The organism is Paenibacillus sp. FSL F4-0243 (genome assembly GCF_037963295.1).
GTDB lineage: Bacteria > Bacillota > Bacilli > Paenibacillales > Paenibacillaceae > Paenibacillus_AQ.
The window spans coordinates 5,000,750-5,023,423 of the sequence record NZ_CP150151.1; the positions used below are offsets into that span (position 1 = coordinate 5,000,750).

26 protein-coding genes are annotated in these 22,674 nt (G+C 46.6%); 1 reads left to right on the forward strand and 25 read right to left on the reverse strand.

Annotated elements, in window-relative coordinates; genetic code table 11:
• Positions 1-14 precede the first annotated feature (14 nt).
• The 24 genes from recN to NSS87_RS22465 all read right to left on the reverse strand — a co-directional run bounded on the left by recN (position 15) and on the right by NSS87_RS22465 (position 19,964).
• Positions 15-1,742: a DNA repair protein RecN gene (recN, locus tag NSS87_RS22350; RefSeq protein WP_042190438.1), complete on the reverse strand. Its 1,728-nt coding sequence runs from the start codon at positions 1,740-1,742 to the stop codon at positions 15-17.
• 59 nt (positions 1,743-1,801) lie between these two features.
• Positions 1,802-2,251 (reverse strand): transcriptional regulator ArgR, encoded by a 450-nt coding sequence (argR, locus tag NSS87_RS22355; protein WP_042190440.1) that lies wholly within the window; start codon positions 2,249-2,251, stop codon positions 1,802-1,804.
• Positions 2,252-2,399: 148 nt separating this feature from the next.
• Positions 2,400-2,873: a hypothetical protein gene (locus NSS87_RS22360; RefSeq protein ID WP_339242852.1), complete on the reverse strand. Its 474-nt coding sequence runs from the start codon at positions 2,871-2,873 to the stop codon at positions 2,400-2,402.
• Between the two features lie 111 nt (positions 2,874-2,984).
• Positions 2,985-3,887 carry a TlyA family RNA methyltransferase gene (locus NSS87_RS22365; protein ID WP_339242854.1) on the reverse strand — a complete coding sequence of 301 codons (903 nt, stop codon included), beginning with the start codon at positions 3,885-3,887 and terminating at the stop codon, positions 2,985-2,987.
• A gap of 46 nt (positions 3,888-3,933) precedes the next feature.
• A complete protein-coding gene (gene dxs, locus NSS87_RS22370) occupies positions 3,934-5,838 on the reverse strand; it encodes a 1-deoxy-D-xylulose-5-phosphate synthase (RefSeq protein WP_076284485.1) in 1,905 nt (634 codons plus the stop codon).
• 99 nt (positions 5,839-5,937) lie between these two features.
• Entirely contained in the window at positions 5,938-6,885 is a 948-nt protein-coding gene (locus NSS87_RS22375; RefSeq protein WP_042190447.1) for a polyprenyl synthetase family protein, read from the reverse strand.
• A complete protein-coding gene (gene xseB, locus NSS87_RS22380; protein WP_042129807.1) occupies positions 6,872-7,129 on the reverse strand; it encodes an exodeoxyribonuclease VII small subunit in 258 nt (85 codons plus the stop codon). The genes NSS87_RS22375 and xseB overlap by 14 nt, the downstream gene beginning before the upstream one ends.
• Positions 7,107-8,486: an exodeoxyribonuclease VII large subunit gene (gene xseA, locus NSS87_RS22385; RefSeq protein WP_042190449.1), complete on the reverse strand. Its 1,380-nt coding sequence runs from the start codon at positions 8,484-8,486 to the stop codon at positions 7,107-7,109. The genes xseB and xseA overlap by 23 nt, the downstream gene beginning before the upstream one ends.
• A 12-nt stretch (positions 8,487-8,498) precedes the next feature.
• The gene (gene folD / locus NSS87_RS22390; RefSeq protein WP_042129810.1) at positions 8,499-9,356 is read right to left on the reverse strand and encodes a bifunctional methylenetetrahydrofolate dehydrogenase/methenyltetrahydrofolate cyclohydrolase FolD; all 858 of its coding nucleotides are present in this window, start codon (positions 9,354-9,356) and stop codon (positions 8,499-8,501) included.
• A 145-nt stretch (positions 9,357-9,501) separates the two neighbouring features.
• The gene (gene nusB, locus NSS87_RS22395; protein WP_042190451.1) at positions 9,502-9,954 is read right to left on the reverse strand and encodes a transcription antitermination factor NusB; all 453 of its coding nucleotides are present in this window, start codon (positions 9,952-9,954) and stop codon (positions 9,502-9,504) included.
• Positions 9,955-10,252: 298 nt separating this feature from the next.
• Positions 10,253-10,486: a DUF2273 domain-containing protein gene (locus tag NSS87_RS22400; protein ID WP_042190453.1), complete on the reverse strand. Its 234-nt coding sequence runs from the start codon at positions 10,484-10,486 to the stop codon at positions 10,253-10,255.
• Between the two features lie 15 nt (positions 10,487-10,501).
• Positions 10,502-11,041 (reverse strand): alkaline shock response membrane anchor protein AmaP, encoded by a 540-nt coding sequence (gene amaP, locus NSS87_RS22405; RefSeq protein ID WP_042129814.1) that lies wholly within the window; start codon positions 11,039-11,041, stop codon positions 10,502-10,504.
• 74 nt (positions 11,042-11,115) lie between these two features.
• Positions 11,116-11,532, reverse strand: a complete 417-nt coding sequence (locus tag NSS87_RS22410) for an Asp23/Gls24 family envelope stress response protein (protein WP_339242859.1) — start codon at positions 11,530-11,532, stop codon at positions 11,116-11,118.
• Positions 11,533-11,646: 114 nt separating this feature from the next.
• Complete coding sequence (accC, locus tag NSS87_RS22415; protein WP_042190455.1) at positions 11,647-12,990, reverse strand: acetyl-CoA carboxylase biotin carboxylase subunit; 1,344 nt, start codon at positions 12,988-12,990, stop codon at positions 11,647-11,649.
• A 54-nt stretch (positions 12,991-13,044) separates the two neighbouring features.
• Entirely contained in the window at positions 13,045-13,554 is a 510-nt protein-coding gene (gene accB / locus NSS87_RS22420; protein WP_042190457.1) for an acetyl-CoA carboxylase biotin carboxyl carrier protein, read from the reverse strand.
• A 147-nt stretch (positions 13,555-13,701) separates the two neighbouring features.
• Positions 13,702-14,613: a SpoIIIAH-like family protein gene (locus tag NSS87_RS22425; protein WP_042190460.1), complete on the reverse strand. Its 912-nt coding sequence runs from the start codon at positions 14,611-14,613 to the stop codon at positions 13,702-13,704.
• 67 nt (positions 14,614-14,680) lie between these two features.
• Entirely contained in the window at positions 14,681-15,322 is a 642-nt protein-coding gene (gene spoIIIAG / locus NSS87_RS22430; RefSeq protein WP_042190462.1) for a stage III sporulation protein AG, read from the reverse strand.
• A gap of 40 nt (positions 15,323-15,362) precedes the next feature.
• Positions 15,363-16,124 (reverse strand): stage III sporulation protein AF, encoded by a 762-nt coding sequence (spoIIIAF, locus tag NSS87_RS22435; protein ID WP_339242863.1) that lies wholly within the window; start codon positions 16,122-16,124, stop codon positions 15,363-15,365.
• A gap of 104 nt (positions 16,125-16,228) precedes the next feature.
• Entirely contained in the window at positions 16,229-17,470 is a 1,242-nt protein-coding gene (gene spoIIIAE, locus NSS87_RS22440; RefSeq protein ID WP_042190464.1) for a stage III sporulation protein AE, read from the reverse strand.
• Positions 17,471-17,512: 42 nt separating this feature from the next.
• Entirely contained in the window at positions 17,513-17,902 is a 390-nt protein-coding gene (gene spoIIIAD / locus NSS87_RS22445) for a stage III sporulation protein AD (protein WP_042129828.1), read from the reverse strand.
• A 7-nt stretch (positions 17,903-17,909) separates the two neighbouring features.
• Positions 17,910-18,113: a stage III sporulation protein AC gene (gene spoIIIAC, locus NSS87_RS22450; RefSeq protein WP_036682849.1), complete on the reverse strand. Its 204-nt coding sequence runs from the start codon at positions 18,111-18,113 to the stop codon at positions 17,910-17,912.
• A gap of 13 nt (positions 18,114-18,126) precedes the next feature.
• Positions 18,127-18,645, reverse strand: a complete 519-nt coding sequence (gene spoIIIAB / locus NSS87_RS22455; RefSeq protein ID WP_042190466.1) for a stage III sporulation protein SpoIIIAB — start codon at positions 18,643-18,645, stop codon at positions 18,127-18,129.
• Positions 18,638-19,639 (reverse strand): stage III sporulation protein AA, encoded by a 1,002-nt coding sequence (spoIIIAA, locus tag NSS87_RS22460; protein ID WP_076284476.1) that lies wholly within the window; start codon positions 19,637-19,639, stop codon positions 18,638-18,640. The genes spoIIIAB and spoIIIAA overlap by 8 nt, the downstream gene beginning before the upstream one ends.
• A gap of 82 nt (positions 19,640-19,721) precedes the next feature.
• Positions 19,722-19,964, reverse strand: a complete 243-nt coding sequence (locus NSS87_RS22465) for a YqhV family protein (RefSeq protein WP_339248635.1) — start codon at positions 19,962-19,964, stop codon at positions 19,722-19,724.
• Positions 19,965-20,287: 323 nt separating this feature from the next.
• On the opposite strand from NSS87_RS22465, the gene NSS87_RS22470 reads away from it, so the two are divergent.
• Entirely contained in the window at positions 20,288-21,154 is an 867-nt protein-coding gene (locus NSS87_RS22470) for a YitT family protein (protein WP_081382878.1), read from the forward strand.
• 97 nt (positions 21,155-21,251) lie between these two features.
• On the opposite strand, the gene NSS87_RS22475 is transcribed toward NSS87_RS22470, so the two are convergent.
• Positions 21,252-22,505 carry an aspartate kinase gene (locus NSS87_RS22475; RefSeq protein WP_042190470.1) on the reverse strand — a complete coding sequence of 418 codons (1,254 nt, stop codon included), beginning with the start codon at positions 22,503-22,505 and terminating at the stop codon, positions 21,252-21,254.
• Positions 22,506-22,674 lie beyond the last annotated feature (169 nt).

Genomic DNA, 22,674 nt, shown 5'->3' on the forward strand with positions numbered 1-22,674 from the left:
AATCATTGTTCCGCTTAGCTTGTTGCAGCCTTACTTGCCTCGGCCAAATTAAGCATTTCCTGCGAATGGTGCAATGTTTTTTCGGTAATTTCCACCCCACCCAGCATTCGGGCCAGCTCCATTACACGTCCATCATTCGAGAGTGATTCCACTTCCGTCATGGTTCTTCCGTCCTCAACCTTTTTGCGGATTAAGTACTGATGATCAGCCATACAAGCCACCTGCGGTAAGTGCGTAATGGAGAACACCTGACAAGTGGAGGACAGCTTATACAGTTTATCTGCAATGGATTGAGCAGCCCGACCACTCACACCGGTATCTACCTCATCAAAAATCAGAACTGGAATCGCATCATGACGCGCAAAAATACTCTTCATTGCCAACATAATTCGCGACAACTCACCACCCGAGGCAATTTTGCCAAGAGGTCTTAACGGCTCGCCAGGGTTAGGGGAAATCATAAATTCCGCACTGTCGATCCCTTGTCTTGTAAGACGAATACGCCGACCCTTATAATCAACTCCACGTGGGTCCTCCAACGTGTCTAATTTAACCTGTAGCGAGGTTCTTTCCATCTGAAGATCTTTAAGCTCACTCTCCACTTGCGTGGCTAAATCAGACGCACACAGCTTCCGTGCTTCACTTAATTCAGTAGCTGCATCCATCAGTACAGAAAGCAGTGCATCGCGTTTGGTCGTAAGTTTCTCCAGATATTCATCTTTATTCTCAAGCAGATCGGTTTCCCGATGGATTTGTTCATAATAAGCCAAAATCTGTTCTACACTATCTCCGTATTTACGGCGGAGTCCGGTAATTAAATCGAGACGATTCTCGATTTCTTCGAGTCGCTGTGGATTGAATTCGATCTCTTCTCGGTAATCACGAAGCTGAAATGCAGCATCCTCTAGTTGATAATAAGAAGATTGCAGCTGCTCAAGCACGGATTTAAGACCCTTTTCATCATAACGAACCGCATCCTCGAGTCTGGAAATGACATTACCTATGGATTCTAAGCCTTGTCTATCGTAGAGAAGCTCATATGCACCGGATACGGAATCCATCATTTTCTCACTGTGGGATAGTTTGACCCGTTCTTCGGCAAGTAATTCATCTTCTCCCGGTTTTAATGCTGCAGATGAAATTTCTTCTAACTGAAAACGGTACAAATCAAGCATTTGATAAGCCTTTTGGCTGGATTCCTGCAGCTCTCGGAGCTCTTTCTCCACTTTCGCAAAGGCTGAATACTTTTCCTGATATACCGCTTTTAGCGGCCCGATAATGGGTTCTCCGTATGTATCTAACAGTCCCAAATGTCGTTCTGCCTTCAATAAGTTTTGGTGTTCATGCTGTCCATGAATATTAACCAGCTGCTCACCAATTTCACGTAGCATAGTAAGATTGACCATCTGTCCGTTTACACGTGATGTACTTTTACCCTGAGAGGTGAGTTCACGGCGTATTATAAGATGCTCCTCACGCTGAGCCTCAATGCCAAGACGCTCTAAAGTATCCCAGACGGGATGACCGCTTGGGAGGCTGAAGAGCGCTTCCATCTCTGCTTTTTCACAACCGTAACGAATAGAATCCGCGGAGCCGCGCCCTCCGGCAATCAGTCCAAGCGCATCAATAATAATGGATTTACCTGCCCCAGTCTCCCCTGTGAGCACATGGAAGCCAGGATAAAAATGCACATCTACCGCCTCAACGACGGCTAGATTGCGGATAGACAAGGTTTCTAACACTAATAGAGCACCTCCGAGAAGATGATAAGAATATAATGAAATTTATACCTTCTTATAATTTAAGAAATGTAACCCATGATTTGTGAAATTACAGTCTTACTGTCCTCAGGCTGGCGGCAAATAATTAGAATGGTATCATCACCAGAGATGGTCCCCATAATTTGTGGCCAGTCAATATTATCAATCAAAGCAGCGACTGAGTTAGCCGTCCCCGGTAAGCATTTCATCACCACAAGATTAGCCGATGAATCGATCTGCACAAAATTATCCACCAAAACGCGCTTCAGCTTCTGTATTGGATTGTACCGTTGGTCAGTTGGAAGCGAATATTTGTATCTTCCATCATCCATAGGCACCTTGATGAGCAATAGCTCTTTAATATCTCGAGATACTGTAGCTTGAGTAACCTGAAAACCAGATTCACGCAAGGCTTCTACCAGCTCGTCCTGTGTCTCGATATCCTTTTGCGTAATAATCTCACGTATCTTAATATGTCGTTGACCCTTCATTGTTGCCTCCTAAAAGTTTTGTAAGCGACACTTCCAGATTAGCAGCGACAAAACTACATCGGAAGCATGGACTTAGTTTTGTAAGCGATGCTCCCCGAATTGCTTCGACAAAACTACTTCGGAAGCATACACCTAGTTAAATATGGACTCAGTTTGATTCTCCGTCATCTCTGCCAAGCTTAATCACTTGAATAGATCCTGCTGCAGTATTAACATACAAAACTCCGCTACATTCCGGATAAATCAGCAAGTACGGAAGCAAGGTATCTCGTAAGCCACTGCCTGTGAAATCCAAAGGTTTGCGTGGTCTAGAAAGGATAACCAAATATATTGATCCTTCCTCTTTAGTCGCCACATAATCTATAAATAACCGGCTATACATCTGCGCCCCGTTTACGTTGAAGGACAACGGGATTTTGAGCTTCCCTCCAACGACCTCGTACCCTTCATCCTCTAGTATGTCTATAGATGGGTGAGGAATAATCACTTTATTAAACGGGATCTGATCCTTCATGAAAGAACGCGGAGAACTTTGCAGCCACATATATATCCGATAAATTATAAAAATCGATAATGCTACTCCAATAAACGCCATGACGACCTTGTCAGAGCTACCCGCCACTATCAATCACCTCGGTGATTTATTCGCGTGAAGCCATGCCAATTCCTTCTTCTAAGCTGCCTTTTTAGAAGCTTTCCGAATAATTGTTATTTTCAATATGGAAAAAGAAACTCACCGGCGCGATGAGTTTCCATGAGTCGAATTTACATTAAAAGTACCCGTAGCCTGCTTAATCACTTCATCCGCTAGGGATGGAAAATCCTCCACTGGAATGACTGATGATACAGCATCTGAAGGCTGTAATGTACCTTCTTCAGCTTCCGCCAATTCAGGCGTTAGTCTCCAGTGAGCAAGAAACTCAATATTGCCCTCCCCACCTGTAATCGGTGAAAAGGTTAATCCCTGCAGCTGGTAACCCAGCTCTGCCGCCATGGTCAGTACATTAATTAATACCTCTTTATGAACAGCAGAATCACGAATTACACCTGATTTACCAACCTTCTCCCGTCCTGCCTCAAACTGTGGCTTGATCAGCGCAGCAATATCCGCCGGGCGCTTAAGCAAAGCTTTGAGCGGTGGAAGAATTATTTTTAAGGAGATAAATGAAACATCAATACTCGCAAAATCTGGACTCGGACCCACCAAATCTTGAGGCGTCATATATCGGAAATTCGTTCGTTCCATCACACTAACGCGTTCATCATTACGCAGCGACCAATCCAGCTGATTATAGCCAACATCAATCGCGTACACATGGCTTACCCCATTCTGAAGTGCACAATCCGTAAAGCCTCCAGTAGAAGCACCGATGTCCAGCATGGTCCGTCCCGTAAGATCAATATTAAATTGGCGTAGAGCCTTCTCCAGCTTTAGGCCCCCACGACTGACATAAGGATGCACAGAGCCTTTAACCTTAAGGGTAGCCTCCCGTGACACCTTCATACCAGCCTTTTCAATGCGTTCTTCATCCGCGAGCACCAGTCCTGCCATAATGGCTGCTTTAGCCTTCTCACGGCTTTCATAAAAACCTTGCTCAACAAGTAGTACATCTATCCGTTCTTTACGGTGTTCCATGGTCATCTCCCGATCGTTCAAAGGGTTGCTAATTTCCGGCTTCCATTTAGGAAGACGAAGTTGTTTTGTAGTTATAAGCACTCAAAGCCATCATGGACTTGATACGTGCACATAGCGCTTCTACAGTAAGACCTGTTTCCTGGCGCTGTTCTTTAATAGAGCCGTGCTCCACAAAGATGTCAGGTACACCCATCAGATGTACACGAGCATCATAAATTTCATTCTCTGCGTAGAATTCTAATACCGAGCTGCCGAGGCTTCCCGCTTGGCAAGCCTCTTCAATAACAACCATGTTGGTTCCAGCGTGAGCCAAATCAAGCAGCATGGAGTTGTCGAGTGGCTTCAGGAACCGCGCATTCACGACGCCTACCTGAATCCCTTCCCGCTTCAGTAAATCAGCGGCTTCTTCAGCCACTTGAACCATAGGTCCACAGGCTACAACAGCATAACCTTCGCCTGTACGCAGTCGTTCCCATGATCCGATTGGAATAGTACGCAGCTCAGGATCCATTGCTACACCTGTACCGTTAATACGCGGATAGCGATAAGCAATCGGACCGTCATTATATTCAAGCGCCGTCTTCATCATATGACGCAGCTCATTTTCGTCTTTTGGCATCATCATCACCATATTCGGAATATGGCGCATAAAAGCAACATCGTACACACCCTGATGAGTCTCACCATCCGCACCTACAAACCCCGCGCGGTCAATGGCGAACATAACATTCGCGTTATGTCGGCAAATATCATGGACGATCTGATCATAGGCACGCTGCATGAAGGTAGAATACACCGCATATACCGGCTTCATCCCTTCCATAGCCAAAGCTGCACAAAGCGTAGCCGCATGTTGCTCGGCAATCCCGACATCAATCATACGATCGGGAAATTCCTTAGCAAAAGGAAATAAACCCGAGCCTCCTGGCATCGCAGGTGTAACAGCAATCAGACGGGAATCTTCCCGACCCAGTTCGATCAGAGTCTCGCCAAATACTTCCGTGTACATTGGAGGACCCACAGCTTTAAGCGCCTGACCCGACTCAATTTTGTATGGTGAAATGGCATGTGATTTATAGAAATCGGTCTCAGCCGGTTTGTAGCCCTTACCTTTAGTTGTTAGTACATGTACCAACACAGGTCCAGCCACGTTATCTGCTTGGTGGAAGGTATCAATCATCTTCTCCAGATCATGTCCGTCTACAGGACCGAGATACGTAAACCCGAGCTCTTCAAACAATACTCCAGGTACCATCATATATTTGAGACTATTCTTTAACTGTTCAGCAGTCTTCGCTAATCGTCCTCCGATGGCCGGAATCTTCTTAAGCAGCCCTTCGACCTCGTCTTTGGCACGCAAATAGTGGCGATCTGAACGTATTTTACTTAGATAATTATGCATCGCCCCTACATTAGGAGCAATTGACATTTCATTATCGTTCAAAATAACCATCAGCTTACGCTTCTCATGGCCAATATGGTTAAGTGCTTCAAACGCCATTCCACCAGTAAGAGCACCGTCACCAATCACAGCAATAACCTTATTGTCTTCACCCTTGAGATCGCGAGCCATCGCCATCCCCATTGCTGCCGATAATGAGGTACTGCTATGTCCAGCTTCCCACACATCATGCTCACTTTCGGAGCGCTTAACGAAGCCGCACAAGCCCTGATATTTACGCAGGGTATCGAAGCGATCTTGACGACCAGTCAGAATCTTGTGGACGTAAGCTTGGTGCCCTACGTCGTAAATCATTTTGTCACGAGGGCTGTTATAACAATAATGCAAAGCCAAAGTGAGCTCCACGACTCCCAGATTGGATCCGAGGTGCCCCCCAGTTGCTGTAAGCTTCTCAATCAGAAATCGACGAATTTCCTCCGCTAAGGTAGTTAATTCATCGACTGACAATGATTTTAGTTGCTTAGGATCATTTATTTGTGGAAGCAGCACGTATAGTTCCCCGCTTTCCTAGATGTTGTAAATTATATAAAACCCATTATAACACAAACGAAACGGCTGTCGAAATACAGCCGTTTCGAAAGTTCATAATTAGTGATCACGTGCCATTAAGTAATCTGCAATTTCCAGCAGGCGCTGGCTGTCATGAAAACCACCGTTCAGAACAGCATTTCGGGCTGTTTCTGTAAGCTGCTTCACTTCTTCTCGCGATGCTTCGAGACCGATAAAATAAGGATAGGTTACTTTATGCTGCTTAACATCACTGCCTGTTTTTTTGCCAAGTTTACCTTCGTCTCCAACCAAATCTAGAATGTCATCTTGGATTTGAAAAGCGAGTCCAATGGCTGTTCCAAATTTATGCAAAGCCTCAAGCTGCTGCTCGTTAGCACCTGCAATACGACCGCCAGCTAGTAGCGAAAAGATAATCAAATCTCCTGTCTTATGCAGATGAATGTACTTTAGCTGTGCAAGATCGGTTAGACCCTGCTCGCCTTCCATATCTGCAATCTGACCGCCAACCATACCACGAGGGCCTGCCATTTCCGCCAAATCCTCCACGATGGATAGTACACTTTCCGCAGGGACGCCAAATTTACGTGAGGCTTGTACCACACTGTAGAAAGCATGGGTCAGAAGGGCATCACCCGCAAGAATAGCGGTCGCTTCGCCAAAGACTTTATGATTCGTCAGCTTCCCGCGCCGATAATCATCATTATCCATGGCAGGCAAATCATCATGAACTAACGAGTAGGTATGTACCATCTCTATAGCAGCAGCGACAGGCAGGGCAGCCTCTCGATTTCCTCCTAGTGCTTCACATGCGATAATCACCAGCAGTGGCCGGAGGCGTTTGCCCCCAGCCATAAGTGAATACTTCATGGCTTGCTGCAAATTCTCTGGAACCATCCATTGTGTGGGGAGAATAACCTCTAGTTCATGTGAGACTAGATCGCTTAAGGACGCGATGTAATCCTCCAGTGGCTGACGCACTGTTTCTCCTTCAGAGCTTCTCTCAAGCTCATGCTCAAAGCGAGTCATCGGCGTCCCCTTCCAGACGTGCACCAAACGGCTTCTTACGCAGTTCTCCGTCCTCTAGGGTAATCATTTCGATCTTACGCTCTACCTGCTCAAGCTTGCTGCCGCAAAGCTGAGATAACTTCATACCTTGCTGAAATAAATCGATGGCCTTCTCCAGGGGAACGTCGCCGTGTTCAAGCTCACGTACGATTTCCTCCAGCCGGTCCATGGCGCCTTCAAAATCAAGTTCCGCTTCCTTCGTCATCGTCTTTGCCATCCTCCTTCATTCCCCATACCTGGCAGTTCAGCTGTCCGTCATTCATCTTTATCACTACAAGATCGCCAAGCTGTACTTCGGTCAGCGATTTGATTAAATGTTCTTCTGCTTCGTCATAGACTAAGCTGTAGCCTCTCGACATAACTTTAAGAGGGCTCAGTGCATCCAGATGACGAATCTCCGCTACATAGCGAGCTCGCTTCTCCTGCAGGCGGGCCTGCATAGCACCCATCAGCTCACGGCGCATGCTTTCGGTGCGCTGACGCGCAGCGGCAACACTGCCGTGCGGATGGAACCGCTGCAGACTATGATGCAGCACAGCTTTGCGCTCGCGGGAACGGCTGAGCCGTGCATCCGCTGAGCGCTGGAGCCGCTCACGCAGCTGATCCAGCCGCTGCGTGTGCTGCATCAGCGAGCGGCGCGGGCCTGCCAGCGCCAGCGAGCGTTCCAGCCCCGCGTGACGCTCGCGTCCGCGCTGGGCGCGTCTTTGCAGCGCTTGGCGGAGCCGCTGTTGCTGCTGGCGAAGCTGCGCAGCTAGCTCGCCGGCGTGTGGCACGGCCAGCTCCGCGGCCGCTGTGGGCGTAGCCGCGCGGAGATCGGCGGCGAAATCGGCAATCGTGAAATCGGTCTCGTGGCCAACGGCCGAGATGACCGGAATCCTTGATGCCGATATCGCTCGCGCGACTTCCTCCTCGTTAAACGCCCACAGCTCCTCGAGCGAACCGCCGCCGCGGCCGACGATAAGCACGTCGGCCTCACCCATGCGGTTCAGCGCTCCAATCGCCTTCACGATCGAAGGCGCGGCGCCTTTGCCTTGCACCAGTACGGGATAGATTACAATAGCCACCTGCGGGAACCGCCGCTGGAGAGTAATCACGATATCCCGCACAGCTGCCCCCGTTGGCGAAGTAATCACGCCAATGCACTTTGGAAAGCGAGGCAAAGGGCGTTTACGCGCTTCTGCAAACAGCCCCTCTTGCTCAAGCTTGCTCTTCAGCTGCTCATAGGCTAAATATAGACTACCAATTCCATCAGGCTGCATGTGAGTGGCATAGAACTGATACTGCCCGTCCCGTTCATATACGGTCACATTACCTCTAGCAATTACCCGAGCACCTTCCTTCGGAATAAAGGGCAGGCGCTGGTTATGAGAAGCAAACATAATCGCCTTGATCCGACTGCTCTCATCCTTTAGCGTGAAATACATATGACCGCTACCATGATGCGTAAAGTTGGAAATCTCTCCGCGAATCCATACATCCGAAAGTAAATTATCCGAGTCTAGCTTCATGCGGATGTAACGGTTGAGTTCTTTTATCGAATAGACCTGCCGCTCTGCCGCCATGAATTCCTACCCCTATTCCAAGCCGTGACGGCGTTTAGCCGCAATCAGCGTATTGCTCATCAGCATTGTAATCGTCATCGGTCCAACCCCACCCGGAACAGGTGTGATGTATCCGGCAACTTCTTTTGCACTATCATAATCAACGTCACCCGCAAGCTTACCGTTATCCAAACGGTTCATACCCACATCAATGACAACAGCACCCGGTTTCACGTAAGAAGCGTCAATGAAATTCGCGCGTCCGATCGCAACAACCAGAATATCTGCTTGACGGCTAATCTCTTGCATATTAGCTGTACGGGAATGGCACATCGTCACAGTAGCATTCTCACGTTGCAATAACAAAGACACTGGCTTACCTACAATATTACTGCGGCCAATGACCACAGCATGTTTACCAGCCATTCCTGTTCCTGTACGTTTGATTAGTTCAATTACACCTGCAGGTGTACAAGGAAGCAGACTGTCAGCACCAATCACTAGATTACCTACATTTACAGGGTGGAAGCCGTCAACGTCTTTCTCCACGGAGATCGCATCAATAACAGCTTTTTCCTCAATATGCTTAGGCAATGGAAGTTGAACTAGAATCCCATCAATATCATCGCGTCCATTAAGCTGCGCTACGAGAGCCAGCAATTCTTCTTGAGTAGTAGACTCATCCAGTTTATGCACTTCCGAATGGAAACCAAGGCTGATACAAGATTTTTCCTTGTTGCGAACATAAACTTGTGATCCTGGATCTTCACCTACTAGAATTACTGCCAGACCGGGCTTCACGCCACGTTTCGCCAGTTCAGCAACCTCCTGGGCAATACCAATACGAATTTCCTCAGATACTTGTTTACCACTGATGATTGCTGCTGTCATGATAGTCTCTCCCCTTTTATATACTTTACTATTGTACAAGCATAAACGCCTTCGGCGTCCTTATGTGGACGGTAAGCGTTTATGCGAGAAATATAAAACATAAAGAATAGGTGAATAACTTATACTTGCTTATATTTTTTAAAAATTAAGAATGGTCAGCTTTAATTGTATCTATCTCCTGGATCATCTTACCAAGCACACCGTTTACAAACTTACCGGAATCATCCGTTCCAAAATGCTTGGCCAAATCTATAGCCTCATTCACAGCAACCTTAGCAGGAACATCATTCGCGAACACCATTTCATACGCCGCAAGACGTAAAATTTGACGATCCACACGTGACAGACGGCTCATTTGCCAGCCTTTCAAGTAATGCTCAAGCATATCGTCAATTGCAACCTTGTGCTCCCACACACCGTTTACATGCTCCACCACATAGTGCTTAAGCTGAATTTCGTCCGTAATTACACGCTCTGTTTCATTCTCCTCTGAAGCTTCCTCCAGCAGCATTTCCACAGCTTCCGCGCTCTCTACATCGTTCATTTCCATCTGATACAGGCTTTGGACAATAATCTCTCTCGCTATACGTCTTTTCATGTGTTCCTCCTAAAATCTTATATCGCATTAACATCTTTACTCAAACTTCTATAACGTCGGGCAACCATAAATATAACTTCACACCTCAAGTGTGATAATAATTCAGACTTTAATGACATCGCCTATAATTATTTTAAGCCCAAATCCTTCGAATTCTATCCCTAATCCTTAGAGGATTATTGTCCGATGTCCATTAAAGATATCTTTCACAATTAAAAAAACCGCAAAGTCTTTCTTCCAGGGGCATTGGACAACACAAACTTACGGCTTCCTGCTCCGGGAAAAAGACTATCGCGGTTCACTTGAAGGGACGCCAGCGTCCGGATAGACGCGTAATCAGCTCCTGCCACTGAAACAGGGGAGCCTCTGCGTTATCCTTTCTTTTGCCGAACGTATATCCGATGAACACTACCAGTGCAAAGAACAACATATCCCAAAAACCGCAAATTAAATATATCAAACCTAGACCAATGCCGAAAGTCACTCCGGCGATTCTACCCCCGTGACTTTCCCATACTTCTTTCCAAGACATAAGGGAAATTCACCTCTATTCCACTCGACTTTTGAAGCTTGGAGACTGCGTGAGGTTAGCAATGTATACAGACACATCAGCAACCGGAATACCGGTTGTCTCCTGCACAAAATCATGCACCTGACGTTGCACTTCTGTGGTTAGTAGCGGCAATGAATGTTCACCATCCACTACTGCGCGAATTGTAATTTCAAGGCCCGCCTGAGAAACGCGAATACGCGATTTGAGATCTCTGATTCCCTTCACTTTACCGGCAGCCTTCAGACTCAGATTCTCAATGGTCTCCACTGAAATCTGAATATCCCCATACTCTGTACGCTGATCAACAGAAGGTAAAGAAGCGCGATCACGACGCAAAGAGATGTAGAAAAATCGGATGCTCAGAAGGAACAAGACAACTGCTACTACAATTGCAGTAATATAAGCTGCTGGTCCATTCTCAATCTCCAAAGTTTTAGGAATAGCACCGCTCAAGAGGAGGATGGCAATAACAGATAATATTCCGATACTTAAGCTGTAGACAAACAGCAAAAGTCTGTCCAAAATTTTTGCCACGAGTCTCATAACCTCCTTAAATTAGAGTAAACCCTCGACTTTACTGTCGGGGGTTTATGGAAGAACGACGACTGTTATTTCACGCGAAGAACCGTTTCAGCTTCCTCGCTCTTGTCTACAGTGTTGTTGTTCTTGAATTGTACATCATGAATATGCACATTCACTTCCACAACAGTCAGACCAGTCATAGTCTCGATGGAACGCTTAACATTACGCTGAATTTCAGCAGCCACTTCAGGAAGACGGTTACCATATTCAATGATTACAGAAACATCCACTGCAGCTTCGCGTTGTCCAACCTCTACTTTAACTCCTTTAGACAAGTTCTTACGTCCGAGAAGCTCAACAATACCACCGGCGAAACCACCGCTCATGCCAGCTACACCTTTAACCTCAACGGTCGCTAAACCTGCGATCACCTCGATCACTTCAGGAGCAATCTGGATCTCACCGATTTCTGTCCGTTCGTATTCTGTCGGCAATGTACTCATTTTAGACTTCACACCTTTCAACAAAGATTCTCATAAATTCAAGCGTAAAGCACGTCTCTTATTAAACATACTATATCATTTGACGAACTTTATGACAAACAAAGCGAAGTCGTCCTAAATTTCATACTCTTCCAGAAACTTGATGTCAAAATTACCATCCAGAAATACAGGATGCTCCAACAGTTTCTGATGGAAAGGGATCGTAGTATGGATTCCCTCCACGGCAAATTCAGCCAAGGCACGCTTCATCTTTGCAATCGCTTCCTGACGTGTGGGTGCCCATACAATCAGCTTTGCAATCATAGAATCATAGAAAGGGGAAATCGTATACCCAGGGTACGCCGCGCTGTCTACACGAACACCGAGACCTCCAGGCGGCAAATAAAAGCCGATTTTACCTGGTGAAGGCATAAAATTACGTTCTGGATCTTCCGCATTGATACGGCATTCAATCGACCAGCCATTAATCACGATATCTTCCTGTGTAAATGACAAAGGATTTCCTTCTGCAACCGAAATCATTTCCTTGATCAAATCCACACCCGTAACCATTTCCGTTACCGGATGCTCTACCTGAATACGAGTATTCATCTCCATGAAGTAGAACTGTCCATCCGGTCCAAGCAAGAATTCAAGCGTTCCCGCTCCCGAATAATTCACAGCGAGTGCTGCACGAACTGCTGCATTCCCCATCGCTTCACGGATATCCGGTGTAAGTACAGAACAAGGTGCCTCTTCAATCAGCTTTTGGCGACGACGCTGTACGGAACAGTCGCGTTCACCTAAATGCACTACATTACCATGCTTATCTGCAATAATTTGAATTTCTACGTGCTTCATACCTGTAAGGTACTTTTCCAAATATACACCAGCGTTGCCGAACGCCTTCTGCGCTTCCTGTTGTGCAGCAGTAATCTGCTTCACCAATGATTCCTCGTCCTCAGCAATCCGAATGCCCTTACCCCCGCCACCTGCGGTAGCCTTAATGATAATCGGGTATCCGATATCACGACCCAGCATGACGGCTTCCTCAACATCACCTACAAGGCCATCTGAGCCCGGGATGATCGGAACTCCAGCCAGCTTCATGGTTTCCTTCGCCACAGCTTTATCACCCATACGGTTGATTGCATCTGGAGATGGCCCAATGAAGATAATATTGCAAGATTCACAAATCTCTGCAAAATCTGCATTCTCAGCTAAAAATCCATAACCAGGATGGATGGCATCACATTCTGTTAAGGTGGCTACACTCATAATATTTGTAAAGTTCAGATAGCTGTCCTTGGACGGCATCGGACCGATGCAGTAAGCTTCATCAGCCAACCGGACATGCAGTGAATCCCGGTCGGGTTCCGAATAGACCGCGACGGTGGAAATGCCCAGTTCTCGGCAGGCCCTAATAATGCGGACCGCGATTTCGCCGCGGTTGGCAATCAACACTTTTTGAATGTTCATGCGTTTCCTCCCAAAGTTTTGCGAAGCTTCCGCTCCATAAGTAATCTGCGGTATTTATTCCGGTTTAACCAAGAATAGTGGTTGACCGTATTCTACAAGCTGACCATTCTCGGCCAGTACGGACACGATTTCACCTTTAATCTCCGCTTCCAGCTCATTCATCAGCTTCATCGCTTCGATAATGCATACCGTTGTTTTCTCACCAACACGGTCTCCAACATTAACAAACGATGGCATTTCCGGAGAAGCGGCACTATAAAATGTTCCCACCATTGGAGATACAATTTTATGTAGTTTGCCTTCTGCGACGGCTTGTGGCTGCTGCGCTGGAGGAACCTCACTGATTACTGGATAGGACACTTGCTGCACGCTCTGCGGCTGCGGGGCAGGCGTAAAGGGATAGGCATTATAAGGAGTCGCCTGTACTGCTGTTCCATCAGCTTCAGGGCGATCCGGTTTGCGAATTGCAAGCTTCATTCCTTCGCTTTCGATCTCCAACTCATGTACAGAGGAGGTCTGGTCCAGCAATTTAATTAATTCCTTAATTTCGCTCAACTTGAACATACATTAGTTCACTCCTTCAGCTTTCTCTCGAAGCCACTTCTTAAGCGGACAAGATAACTTTATGTATTATATCATAAACGCTAGAAATGGAAAGAGCCCGGGAGAACCCGAGCTCTTTCGTCATTTTTCCTATAATTTCACGTCTTATTATTTCTCGGAAACGTATTGAACACTAACTTTATCCTGAGACACACTCAGTTCCTTCATTACGAGATCAACGATGCTAACCGCTTGTTTTACATCCAGCTTGTCACTCAGGACGACTACTTTATAGCTGTCCCCAGCTTCTTCCTTCACGATGGCTTCCCCATATTTTTGTTGAAGCTGTTCTTCGATGCCCGTAATTTTAGATTCTTTTTCTTCAAGGTTAAGGAGCTGTTCTTGAGCAACTGCGTTATCAGCAGGCGTCTTCTCCATATCGTTAATCAAAGCCAGTAAGTCTTGTTGGCTCTTTAGATTCTTTTGCTCACGTTCATACAGGTAGTTAGTGAACATGCTGCTCGCCGATACACTTTGTGAAGCTACTTCATCCAGGATTTCTTTATCATTCTTAGCAGGGGTTTTGGATGTTGTAGTAGCCGCTGTATCCTTAGCTGCCGTATCCTTAGTTACTGTATCCTTAGCTGCTGTGTCCTTAGTTGCTGTGTCAGAAGTTTTACTGGAGTCTTTTGCAGCAGTGTCCGTAGAAGCTTTCTCAGAGTTACCGCTATCTGCTGCTTTACTGCTATCATCCTTAACCGCTGTAGTTGCACTGTCATCAGTAGTTGCAGTGGCTGCACTATCGTCAGTGGCTGTAGTGCCGCTAGCGTTATCTACAACGCCTCCATCAGCAACAACATCTCCTTGATTGACAACTTCGTTCACAACGATGCCTTTGTCGCCAACCGTTGGTAATGCTGCGTTTGCTGTATCTTTTTTCAAGGAGTCTACCTGCATAGTTCCTGCTGTGTCTTTTGGAACCGATGCACCTGAATCTTCAGTAAATAAATAGTATGCCGAGAGTACAACCATCAAACTGAGCATAGAAACCAACCATATTGTTTGTCTTTTGCCGTTCATTCTTAATTCCTCCTAAAATTTAATCTAGTGGCTGCTTCGGAAGCACTCACTTCTTGACTTTCTCCTGCTACTCTTGTTTGCGTGGTACTACTGAAATGCGCTGAATTGGGACATTCAAGCCTTTTTCGATAGCCTGCTCGATAAGTCCACGAACGACTTTGTTCTCTGCACCTTTGGCAACTACCAGTACGCCGCGTACCTGAGGCTTAATCCGCTTCGTCACAATAGGTGTTTCATCACCCGATTGCGAGTAGGTTACGATTTCGCCATCCCTCGTATATTGTGTCGTGTGACGTTTTCCACCACTGGCATCCGTCTCCTCACTAAGCTGCTGGGAGTCGTTCATATTTCGCACCACGACAATTTCTTCCGTGGATTCCACAGTGACCATGATATCAACGGTACCGACACCAACGATTTTCTCCAAAATCTCCTTCGTCCGGTTCTCCAGTGTCTGTTCAATACTCTCGAACGAGTTAGTCGCTCCAGGATCACTCTGCACCAGCGCCGTTTGGGAGGACTGATTCAGCGGTGGCTCACGCCCCGTATTCTCGTTATCAATCTTCTTCACATTGACGAAGGAATTAAACAGCATAATCGCTGCGCCCAGCAGACCCAGAATGATTAGCCAGCGGAAAGTATGACTTCTCTTCGGACTGCCAGCCCCACCCCCAGCCCATTGCTCCAGCTTTTTCAGCCAATTGCCCACTCCTATCCCTCCTAACATTGATAGTTTAGAAGCTACAGACTCATAACTTGACGTTATTCACAACGCCGCCATCTACTTGGATTACTTTGGGATCTAAATCCCATTTTTGTTCCAATAGCTTTACGATGGACTCCGTTTCACTTGAAGGCGTGTTATTTTCTGTTACATTTCCGTTCACTGCTTTGGGCTCATCTGCAGAAGCTGATCCATTCTCTGGATTCGTACCGATCTTTACTTCTACAGGCTCTACAGGAGCGATTGCAATCGGCGGAGCAGCAGCTGCGCTGGAAGTACCGGAAGCCCCTATGGAATTAGCTGTTGCTTGGGACATTGAGACTTTCACTGCAGAGATGACAGGAATATCTTCATTACCGGAGCCGCCGGATTTCCCCATACCGAGCGTTACAGTGACATTAACCCCGCGTTTGCCGGTCTCGCTGATGATCTGCTCCCTCATTTGCTCAGCAACCTCTTCTGCGGCCAGCTTTAGGCTTTGATCCTGTCGCCCTTGTGCAAGCTTTTGACCATCTGCCAGAATCTTTTCCAAAGAGGGATCTCCACTTTCCCCTCCTGTGAATAAGCCTCCCTCTTTCTCCTGACGCCCCATGGCTATACTCAGCTCGGCTATTGCGTCACCTTTAAGGAGAGAAACGATCGGGCTAAGCATGGTAAGCAAGATCAGGAGGCTCAGCACCAGCCTTGCATAACGCTCCATGGATTTGCTTGGGAGCAGTAATTCAACGAATGATGCTAGCAGCACGACAAGTATGATCTCTCGTAGCCAATCGCCCAACCAGCTCATCGTTTCCCTCCTAAAAGTTTTGTTAGCATAGCCTTCAGAGAATTTCTTCGTACAAAACTAGCTTCGTAAGTACCCGCTAAGTTTTGTTAGCATAGCCTTCAAGCTCACCTCATCATGACGGTTAAATTGCCAGCGGTTAGCATGATCGTGACGGCCATAAAAAACATTAACGATACAGCTGCCAAAGCAGCGAATACGTACACCATGCTTTTTCCGATGGTCTGGAGGCAGACCACAATCGGCGTCTCTCCTAATGGCTGCATTACAGCAGCAGCTACATTGTAGATCAGAGCAAGCACCAGAATTTTGATCGCCGGAAAAGCGCAAAGGAACAAAATGATGATCACTCCGGATAGCCCAATAGCGTTCTTCACCAGGAGTGAAGCTGAGATCACTGTGTCTGTTGCATCTGCGAACATTTTTCCGATGACCGGAACAAAGTTGCCTGTAATATATTTAGCGGCCCGGATCGTAACACCATCTGTCACTGAACTCGTAATTCCCCTGACTGAAATCACACCGAGGAACACAGTGAGCAGTACTCCTAGTAATCCGGCTCCGATATTTCTTAGCAGATTCGCCAACTGGGTCAGCTTGTATTTCTCCGACAATGCACTTACGAGATGCAGCACCGCCGAGAAGAATAATAGTGGAAAGACAATGGTGTGGATCAGTGTGCCAACGGTATGAATCATAAAAACAATTAGTGGATGTGTGACCGAGACGGTAACAATGTTCCCCATGGAAGCTAGTAACGCGAACAGTAGCGGAATCATGGCCATCATAAAATCAATCATCCGGTCGATAGCATCCTTCGCATAACCTATAGCGATATTGAAGCTGTTCACGGCAATAACGAGCACTACCATATAACAGAGCGTATAAGCCACCTTGCTGACCGTTTTTCGCTCAAAAGCGGTTTGTAGCGTCTCCAGTATCATGCTGAGCACACTGACCATGACAATCGTGACCAGCAGCCTTCCGTTGTACAGCACCTCATGCCACATAAATCCAAGAAGCCCGGATAATACACCTTGTAAGCTGAGTCCCTTATCCCCTGGAAGCAGCATGTCCATAAGTGATGGTGTTGCCCCGTCTGGAAAAAAACCTCCGTAATCCTTCATCAGTTGATCCCAGTACGACTCCACCTTATCTGTTGGCAGATTGTTCACCTGACCCTTGACCCACTGGTCTACTGGGGAGGAGTTCCCCGATCCAGGTGCTGGAGTTGCTGGAGAAGCTATGGCCACCTGAGCTGTACCTGCAAACCATAGAATGAAGAAGCATGGGAGCAGCAGCAGTATTATTTTTAATTTTGGAGGACGAAAAACACTGCACTTTTGCATAACTTCTCCTCCCTAATCGTTGCTTAGCTTCCTTCAATTGCTTTAAGCAGGTAGCAGCTTCATGACCGTTTCAATAATGATGCTGATAATGGGTACAGCTAGTACCATAATGAGGACTTTTCCAGCGAGCTCTATTTTGGAAGCAATCGATTCCTGCCCTGCATCACGCACAATCTGTGCTCCAAATTCAGCGATATATGAAATTCCGATGATTTTGAACACGGTCTTCAAATAGATCATTTCCATCCCCGATGACTCTGCCACCCGCTCCAGTGTGGAAAGTATCATTCCAATCTTGCCGATTAGAAACAGGAAGATCAGAATCCCTGTGGCAGTAGCGAGGAGAAAGGCAAACATCGGTTTTTGTTCCTTCAGCACGAGAATCAATATGGTCGATATCAGCCCTATTCCAACAACTTGAATGATCTCCATAGCACGCCTATTGAAAAAGAAAGATCGTTTTTATTTCCTGCAACAGTCCGTCCAGCATTCGAATAACCATAAATAGCACAACGACGAACCCGATTACGGTAACCCAATGTGCGAAATCTTCTTTTCCCATCTGTTTAAGCACCGTGTGTATCATGGCGATAATTATGCCAATGCCGGCAATTTGAAAAATCGCATTGACTTCAATATTCATTCCTGGCACCTCGCTAAAAGATCAAAATGACGATCAATGCTCCAAGCAGCAGACCCAGGCTTTTACTCAATTTTTCATATTTGCCTTGATCCTCTCTGGCCACCGACTCCTCCTGCTTCAATTGCTGCAATGCTAACGCGATATGAGTGCTCTGATTGGACCTATCGCTTGTACCGAGAGTACAACTGAGCTGGCGGAGAATCTCTTTTTCTGTCCCCTTCAATGCGGTAGACTTCCAATGCGAGTCCATAGCCCTCTGAATGGCATCCTGGGCACTTCGATCATGGGGTGGGCTCATCTCCTCAGCTGTTTTAATAAACAACGTTTTGAGCGGTTCCTTAGACTGAATCCCAATGCGCCGCATAGCTTCAGGCAATGGGGTAAAGCCGTACATAATTTCTGTTTCCAGCCGCTGTAGCGCTGCTATCAAGCCTCTGATATGTCTTGGCCTGTCTGCATATTGTTTTGCAAATTGGAGCCCTGCTAACGTACCAGCCAGCACAATCAGAACGGCACCGAATAGCTTAAGCATGTAAATCACCACCTAATCGATCCCCGGGTGAGATAAGAAGTAATCCGCGTTTCTGTCCATCCAGAACACGAAAGGAGAGTCCTGCTTCTGAGCGATGCAGAATGACGTATCTTTCGAACATCTTTTGTTCCAATAGCCCGCCAAGCCCGGGTCTACGAGCCAGTTCTATTACTTCTTTACCGTGAGCCGAAGCAACGACTGATATTCCAGCATGCAGCGCTTCAGTGACTGCTTCAGCGTCTTCAGGACGACCAATCTCATCAGCGATCAATACATCCGGTGACAAGGAACGAATCATCATCATCATGCCTTCAGCTTTGGGACAGCCGTCGAGGATATCTGTGCGCGGACCAACATCAAAGGCGGGAATCCCGCGTCTGCTTCCGGCAATCTCAGAACGTTCATCGACAATCCCCACCTTCAAACCGGGTCTTCCGCCTTCACGTTTCCCCAAATCTCCTAAGGAGATTTGTCTTGCGATATCGCGAAGAAGAGTTGTCTTCCCGTGCTGTGGAGGCGAGAGGATCAAGGTGTGCATCATTCGCTGCCTCCCCTTGTCCAGCAGATAAGGTAGCACTTTATCCGCGACTCCGGGAACCTCACGGGCTATGCGGACATTGAAGCTTGTAATGTCGCGTAGATGCTCCACACCACCACCACTCAGCACCGTCCGACCAGCAAGTCCTATTCGATGGCCGCCAGGAATCGTAATAAATCCCTTTCTCAGCTCTTCTTCCATCGTATATAGTGAATGGTTGCTGATCAGATCTAGCAGTCTATGAGTGTCCTCCCGATCCGGCCTATAGGCTTCTTCCGGCCTTTGCGTTACGCTGCCATTTGCTCTAAGAAAGTGATATTTACCTGAATAGTTAATCTCCAGCGGACGACCTTCACGGACCCGAATCTCTTCCACCATTCCAAGTAGCGGAAGGGGAAGGCACTTTAATAGTGCTCTTACTTTTTCAGGAAACAATTGCAACCAATCATCTGCCATACAAAGTACCCCCAAGTTGTCCTCTATCTAATTGCTTTATTCCATATTTATGCTTGTACGCGCTCAATATGCCTATCATCTATCATTTTTTTAGAATCCCGATTAAGAGAAAGGCTACACCGCAACCGACACAGCCCAGTTTGCTCCAGGACAACTGCTGAGCCATCCCTGTAAGTCCGATCGCTGTCGTCAATATCAAGATCGTTGGGCCTACCAAAGCTAGTCCAGAATTGACTGCAAGCGCCTTGTCTACCTGATTCAACCGCAGCATAATCAGTGCAGCTATAATCTCCGCACTACCCGAGAACAGCCGAAGAGTCGCCATCCAGCTTACATACTTGTCCAATCCGCTCCACTCCTAACTTTTACTATTTCATACAGAATGATATTCAGGGCTTGTTTGTCCTTCTCTTATTCATGGATATGCGATAATTACTCACTTTAGACAAGGAGAAATGACAGAATTGCAAGTCCAACTGTGAAAGAGTTCATAGTACACACCTATATAAATAAATATAATCAGTACGATAAAATTATTTTTTACGAACACTTCCATCTGTGGTATCCTTGTTAATTGGAAATATAGTGGGTTTATATTTTCAAAAAGAGCAGACTATAAAGACATAAGAAAAAGAGGGGATTTGTGTCATGCAAGTTCGAAGTTACGGGTTACCGCAAAACATGCGGACCGTAGTCAGACCACTCAAGGAAGTAGCTATCATTATTTTTTCAGCCTTTTTAATTGCAAGCGGGATGCGATTGTTTCTAATTCCTCATCAGCTTCTGAGCGGTGGGGTAGCAGGGGTGGCTTCGGTCGTCGGTTATTTAACGGATCCGAAGTACATTTCTAAGCTTTATTTTGTAATAAACCTTCCTTTAATTGTCTGGGGATTTATTGCAGTGGGGAAAAAGTACATCTTACTAAGCTTGCTTTCCGTCGTGGCCACCACCTGGTTCATTACCATTATTCCTGAGGTGCAAATGACCAAGGACCCCATTCTTGCAAGTATTTTCGGCGGAGTAATTATTGCTGGGGGCGTTGGTTTTTCTCTCCGTACTGGGGGCTCTTCTGGGGGATTTGATATATTAGGCTCGATTATTTCACGTAAACGGGATATTCCCATGGGGAATATCATGTTCTTAATGGATGGATTAGTTATTCTGAGTTTAGGCTTCTTTAAAAGCTGGGATTCCGCCTTATACGCTATGCTCTGTATTTTTGTAAAGAGTAGAGTAGTCGATATGATCCATATTCGCCATGTGAAGCTGACCTGCTTTATCGTTACCAAAGAACGGGAGATGATGTTAACCCGTCTAAGAGAGTTACCTCATGGCATCACTGTCGTCAATGCAGAGGGTGGATACAGTCATGAGGGAAATACCATGCTAATGACTGTAACGACTCGGTATGAACTTGCAAATCTGCGGAGAACTATTCTTGAGGCAGACCCAAGCTCCTTCGTCAACGTTGTGGAGACTGTAGAGATTCAGGGCCGGTTCAAACGATTAGGATAAATTCAGGGACCTACCTCCCTTGCTGTTATATAAATAAAAAGGGATGCCCCGCAGCCACATGGCTGTAGAGCATCCCTTTTTATTTCCCCAGCAGCTCTTATCGGCGATCTTTAGGACCTCCGACAAAAGCCTGCTCTGTTGTATCGAGATTGTAGGCGGTATGAAGCGCCTGTATGATTGATGGCAAATTGCCTGATTCAATGACGCAAGATACTTTGATCTCAGATGTGCTGACCATCTTGATGCTTACACCCTCTTGGGAGAGTACATCAAACATTTGAGCCGCTACCCCTGGATGGCTGACCATACCAGCACCAACGATGGATACCTTCACCAGGTTATCCTCGGAGGTAACTTCACGATAAGGCAAAGTTTTATGAATTTCTTTAATTACTTCCTTCGCCCGATCCAGCTCATCAAGAGAAACTGTAAATGAGAAGTCAGCCTGCTCATTCTGTACACCACTTTGTACGATGATATCTACGTTAACGCCCTCTTCAGCAAGCTTGCCGAAGACCTGAGCGAGTACACCTGGTACATCAGGAACTCCAAGAATACTGACACGTGCTACATTCTTATCAAATGCAATACCACTAACTACGATTCCCTGCTCCATGCTTGTTTCCTCCTTCACAACAGTACCTTCATTATGATTAAAGCTCGATCTAACGACCAGCTTAACTTGATGACGCTTAGCGTACTCCACTGCACGTGGATGTAATACAGCTGCTCCCAGATTGGCAAGCTCCAGCATTTCATCGTAAGAGATTTCCTTCAGCTTACGTGCCGTCTTCACAATACGTGGGTCTGTGGAGTAAATACCATCTACATCGGTATAGATCTCGCATACATCTGCTTGAATAGCAGCAGCCAATGCTACGGCTGTTGTGTCCGAACCACCGCGGCCTAATGTGGTGATCTCACCGTCCACAGTCATTCCCTGAAAGCCTGCAACGATCACGATCTGTTCACGCTCCAAAGACGCTAATACACGACGCGGGTCAATTTCATTGATACGAGCTCTGCCGTGAGTTTCGTCTGTTCGGAATCCAGCCTGCCATCCTGTATAAGAAACTGCATTCCGCCCGATCCCATGCAGGGCAATGGACAATAGAGCGACGGAGATTTGTTCACCTGTCGTCATCAACATATCCATTTCACGTGCGGGCGGCTGCCCGTTTAGTTGCTTCGCCGTATCGATCAAATCATCTGTTGTATCCCCCATTGCAGATACAACCACAACGCAGCGATGTCCCTCATCTTGCTTGTCTGCGATGCGCTTGGCGACGCGTTTCATTCGTTCAGTGTCGCCGACGGAGCTGCCTCCGAATTTCATAACATAAAGTGACAAAGTCCCATTCACTCCCCATATCGGTCTATGTAGTTGCTTCTAATCGGTTTCCCGCTTTAAATCAGTATAATACGAAAACAGTGCCTTGCGTTAATGGTTTCATAAAAAATTTATTAAATTTCCCCGCTGTGAAAAAAAAAGATAAGGTCAGCATCTGCCCTTCAGCTGT

Bases quoted from the DNA above. Each gene is read 5' to 3' on its own strand.
- accC (WP_042190455.1), bottom strand. From the start codon at position 12,990: ATGAACATTCAAAAAGTGTTGATTGCCAACCGCGGCGAAATCGCGGTC.
- NSS87_RS22375 (WP_042190447.1), bottom strand. From the start codon at position 6,885: ATGACTCGCTTTGAGCATGAGCTTGAGAGAAGCTCTGAAGGAGAAACA.
- folD (WP_042129810.1), bottom strand. From the start codon at position 9,356: ATGACAGCAGCAATCATCAGTGGTAAACAAGTATCTGAGGAAATTCGT.
- spoIIIAE (WP_042190464.1), bottom strand. From the start codon at position 17,470: ATGCAAAAGTGCAGTGTTTTTCGTCCTCCAAAATTAAAAATAATACTG.
- spoIIIAF (WP_339242863.1), bottom strand. From the start codon at position 16,124: ATGAGCTGGTTGGGCGATTGGCTACGAGAGATCATACTTGTCGTGCTG.
- spoIIIAA (WP_076284476.1), bottom strand. From the start codon at position 19,639: ATGGCAGATGATTGGTTGCAATTGTTTCCTGAAAAAGTAAGAGCACTA.
- accB (WP_042190457.1), bottom strand. From the start codon at position 13,554: ATGTTCAAGTTGAGCGAAATTAAGGAATTAATTAAATTGCTGGACCAG.
- NSS87_RS22425 (WP_042190460.1), bottom strand. From the start codon at position 14,613: ATGAACGGCAAAAGACAAACAATATGGTTGGTTTCTATGCTCAGTTTG.
- spoIIIAD (WP_042129828.1), bottom strand. From the start codon at position 17,902: ATGGAGATCATTCAAGTTGTTGGAATAGGGCTGATATCGACCATATTG.
- NSS87_RS22465 (WP_339248635.1), bottom strand. From the start codon at position 19,964: ATGGCGACTCTTCGGCTGTTCTCGGGTAGTGCGGAGATTATAGCTGCA.
- spoIIIAB (WP_042190466.1), bottom strand. From the start codon at position 18,645: ATGCTTAAGCTATTCGGTGCCGTTCTGATTGTGCTGGCTGGTACGTTA.
- nusB (WP_042190451.1), bottom strand. From the start codon at position 9,954: ATGAAAAGACGTATAGCGAGAGAGATTATTGTCCAAAGCCTGTATCAG.
- NSS87_RS22400 (WP_042190453.1), bottom strand. From the start codon at position 10,486: ATGTCTTGGAAAGAAGTATGGGAAAGTCACGGGGGTAGAATCGCCGGA.
- NSS87_RS22410 (WP_339242859.1), bottom strand. From the start codon at position 11,532: ATGAGTACATTGCCGACAGAATACGAACGGACAGAAATCGGTGAGATC.
- xseB (WP_042129807.1), bottom strand. From the start codon at position 7,129: ATGACGAAGGAAGCGGAACTTGATTTTGAAGGCGCCATGGACCGGCTG.
- xseA (WP_042190449.1), bottom strand. From the start codon at position 8,486: ATGGCGGCAGAGCGGCAGGTCTATTCGATAAAAGAACTCAACCGTTAC.
- NSS87_RS22470 (WP_081382878.1), top strand. From the start codon at position 20,288: ATGCAAGTTCGAAGTTACGGGTTACCGCAAAACATGCGGACCGTAGTC.
- argR (WP_042190440.1), bottom strand. From the start codon at position 2,251: ATGAAGGGTCAACGACATATTAAGATACGTGAGATTATTACGCAAAAG.
- spoIIIAC (WP_036682849.1), bottom strand. From the start codon at position 18,113: ATGAATATTGAAGTCAATGCGATTTTTCAAATTGCCGGCATTGGCATA.
- NSS87_RS22365 (WP_339242854.1), bottom strand. From the start codon at position 3,887: ATGGAACACCGTAAAGAACGGATAGATGTACTACTTGTTGAGCAAGGT.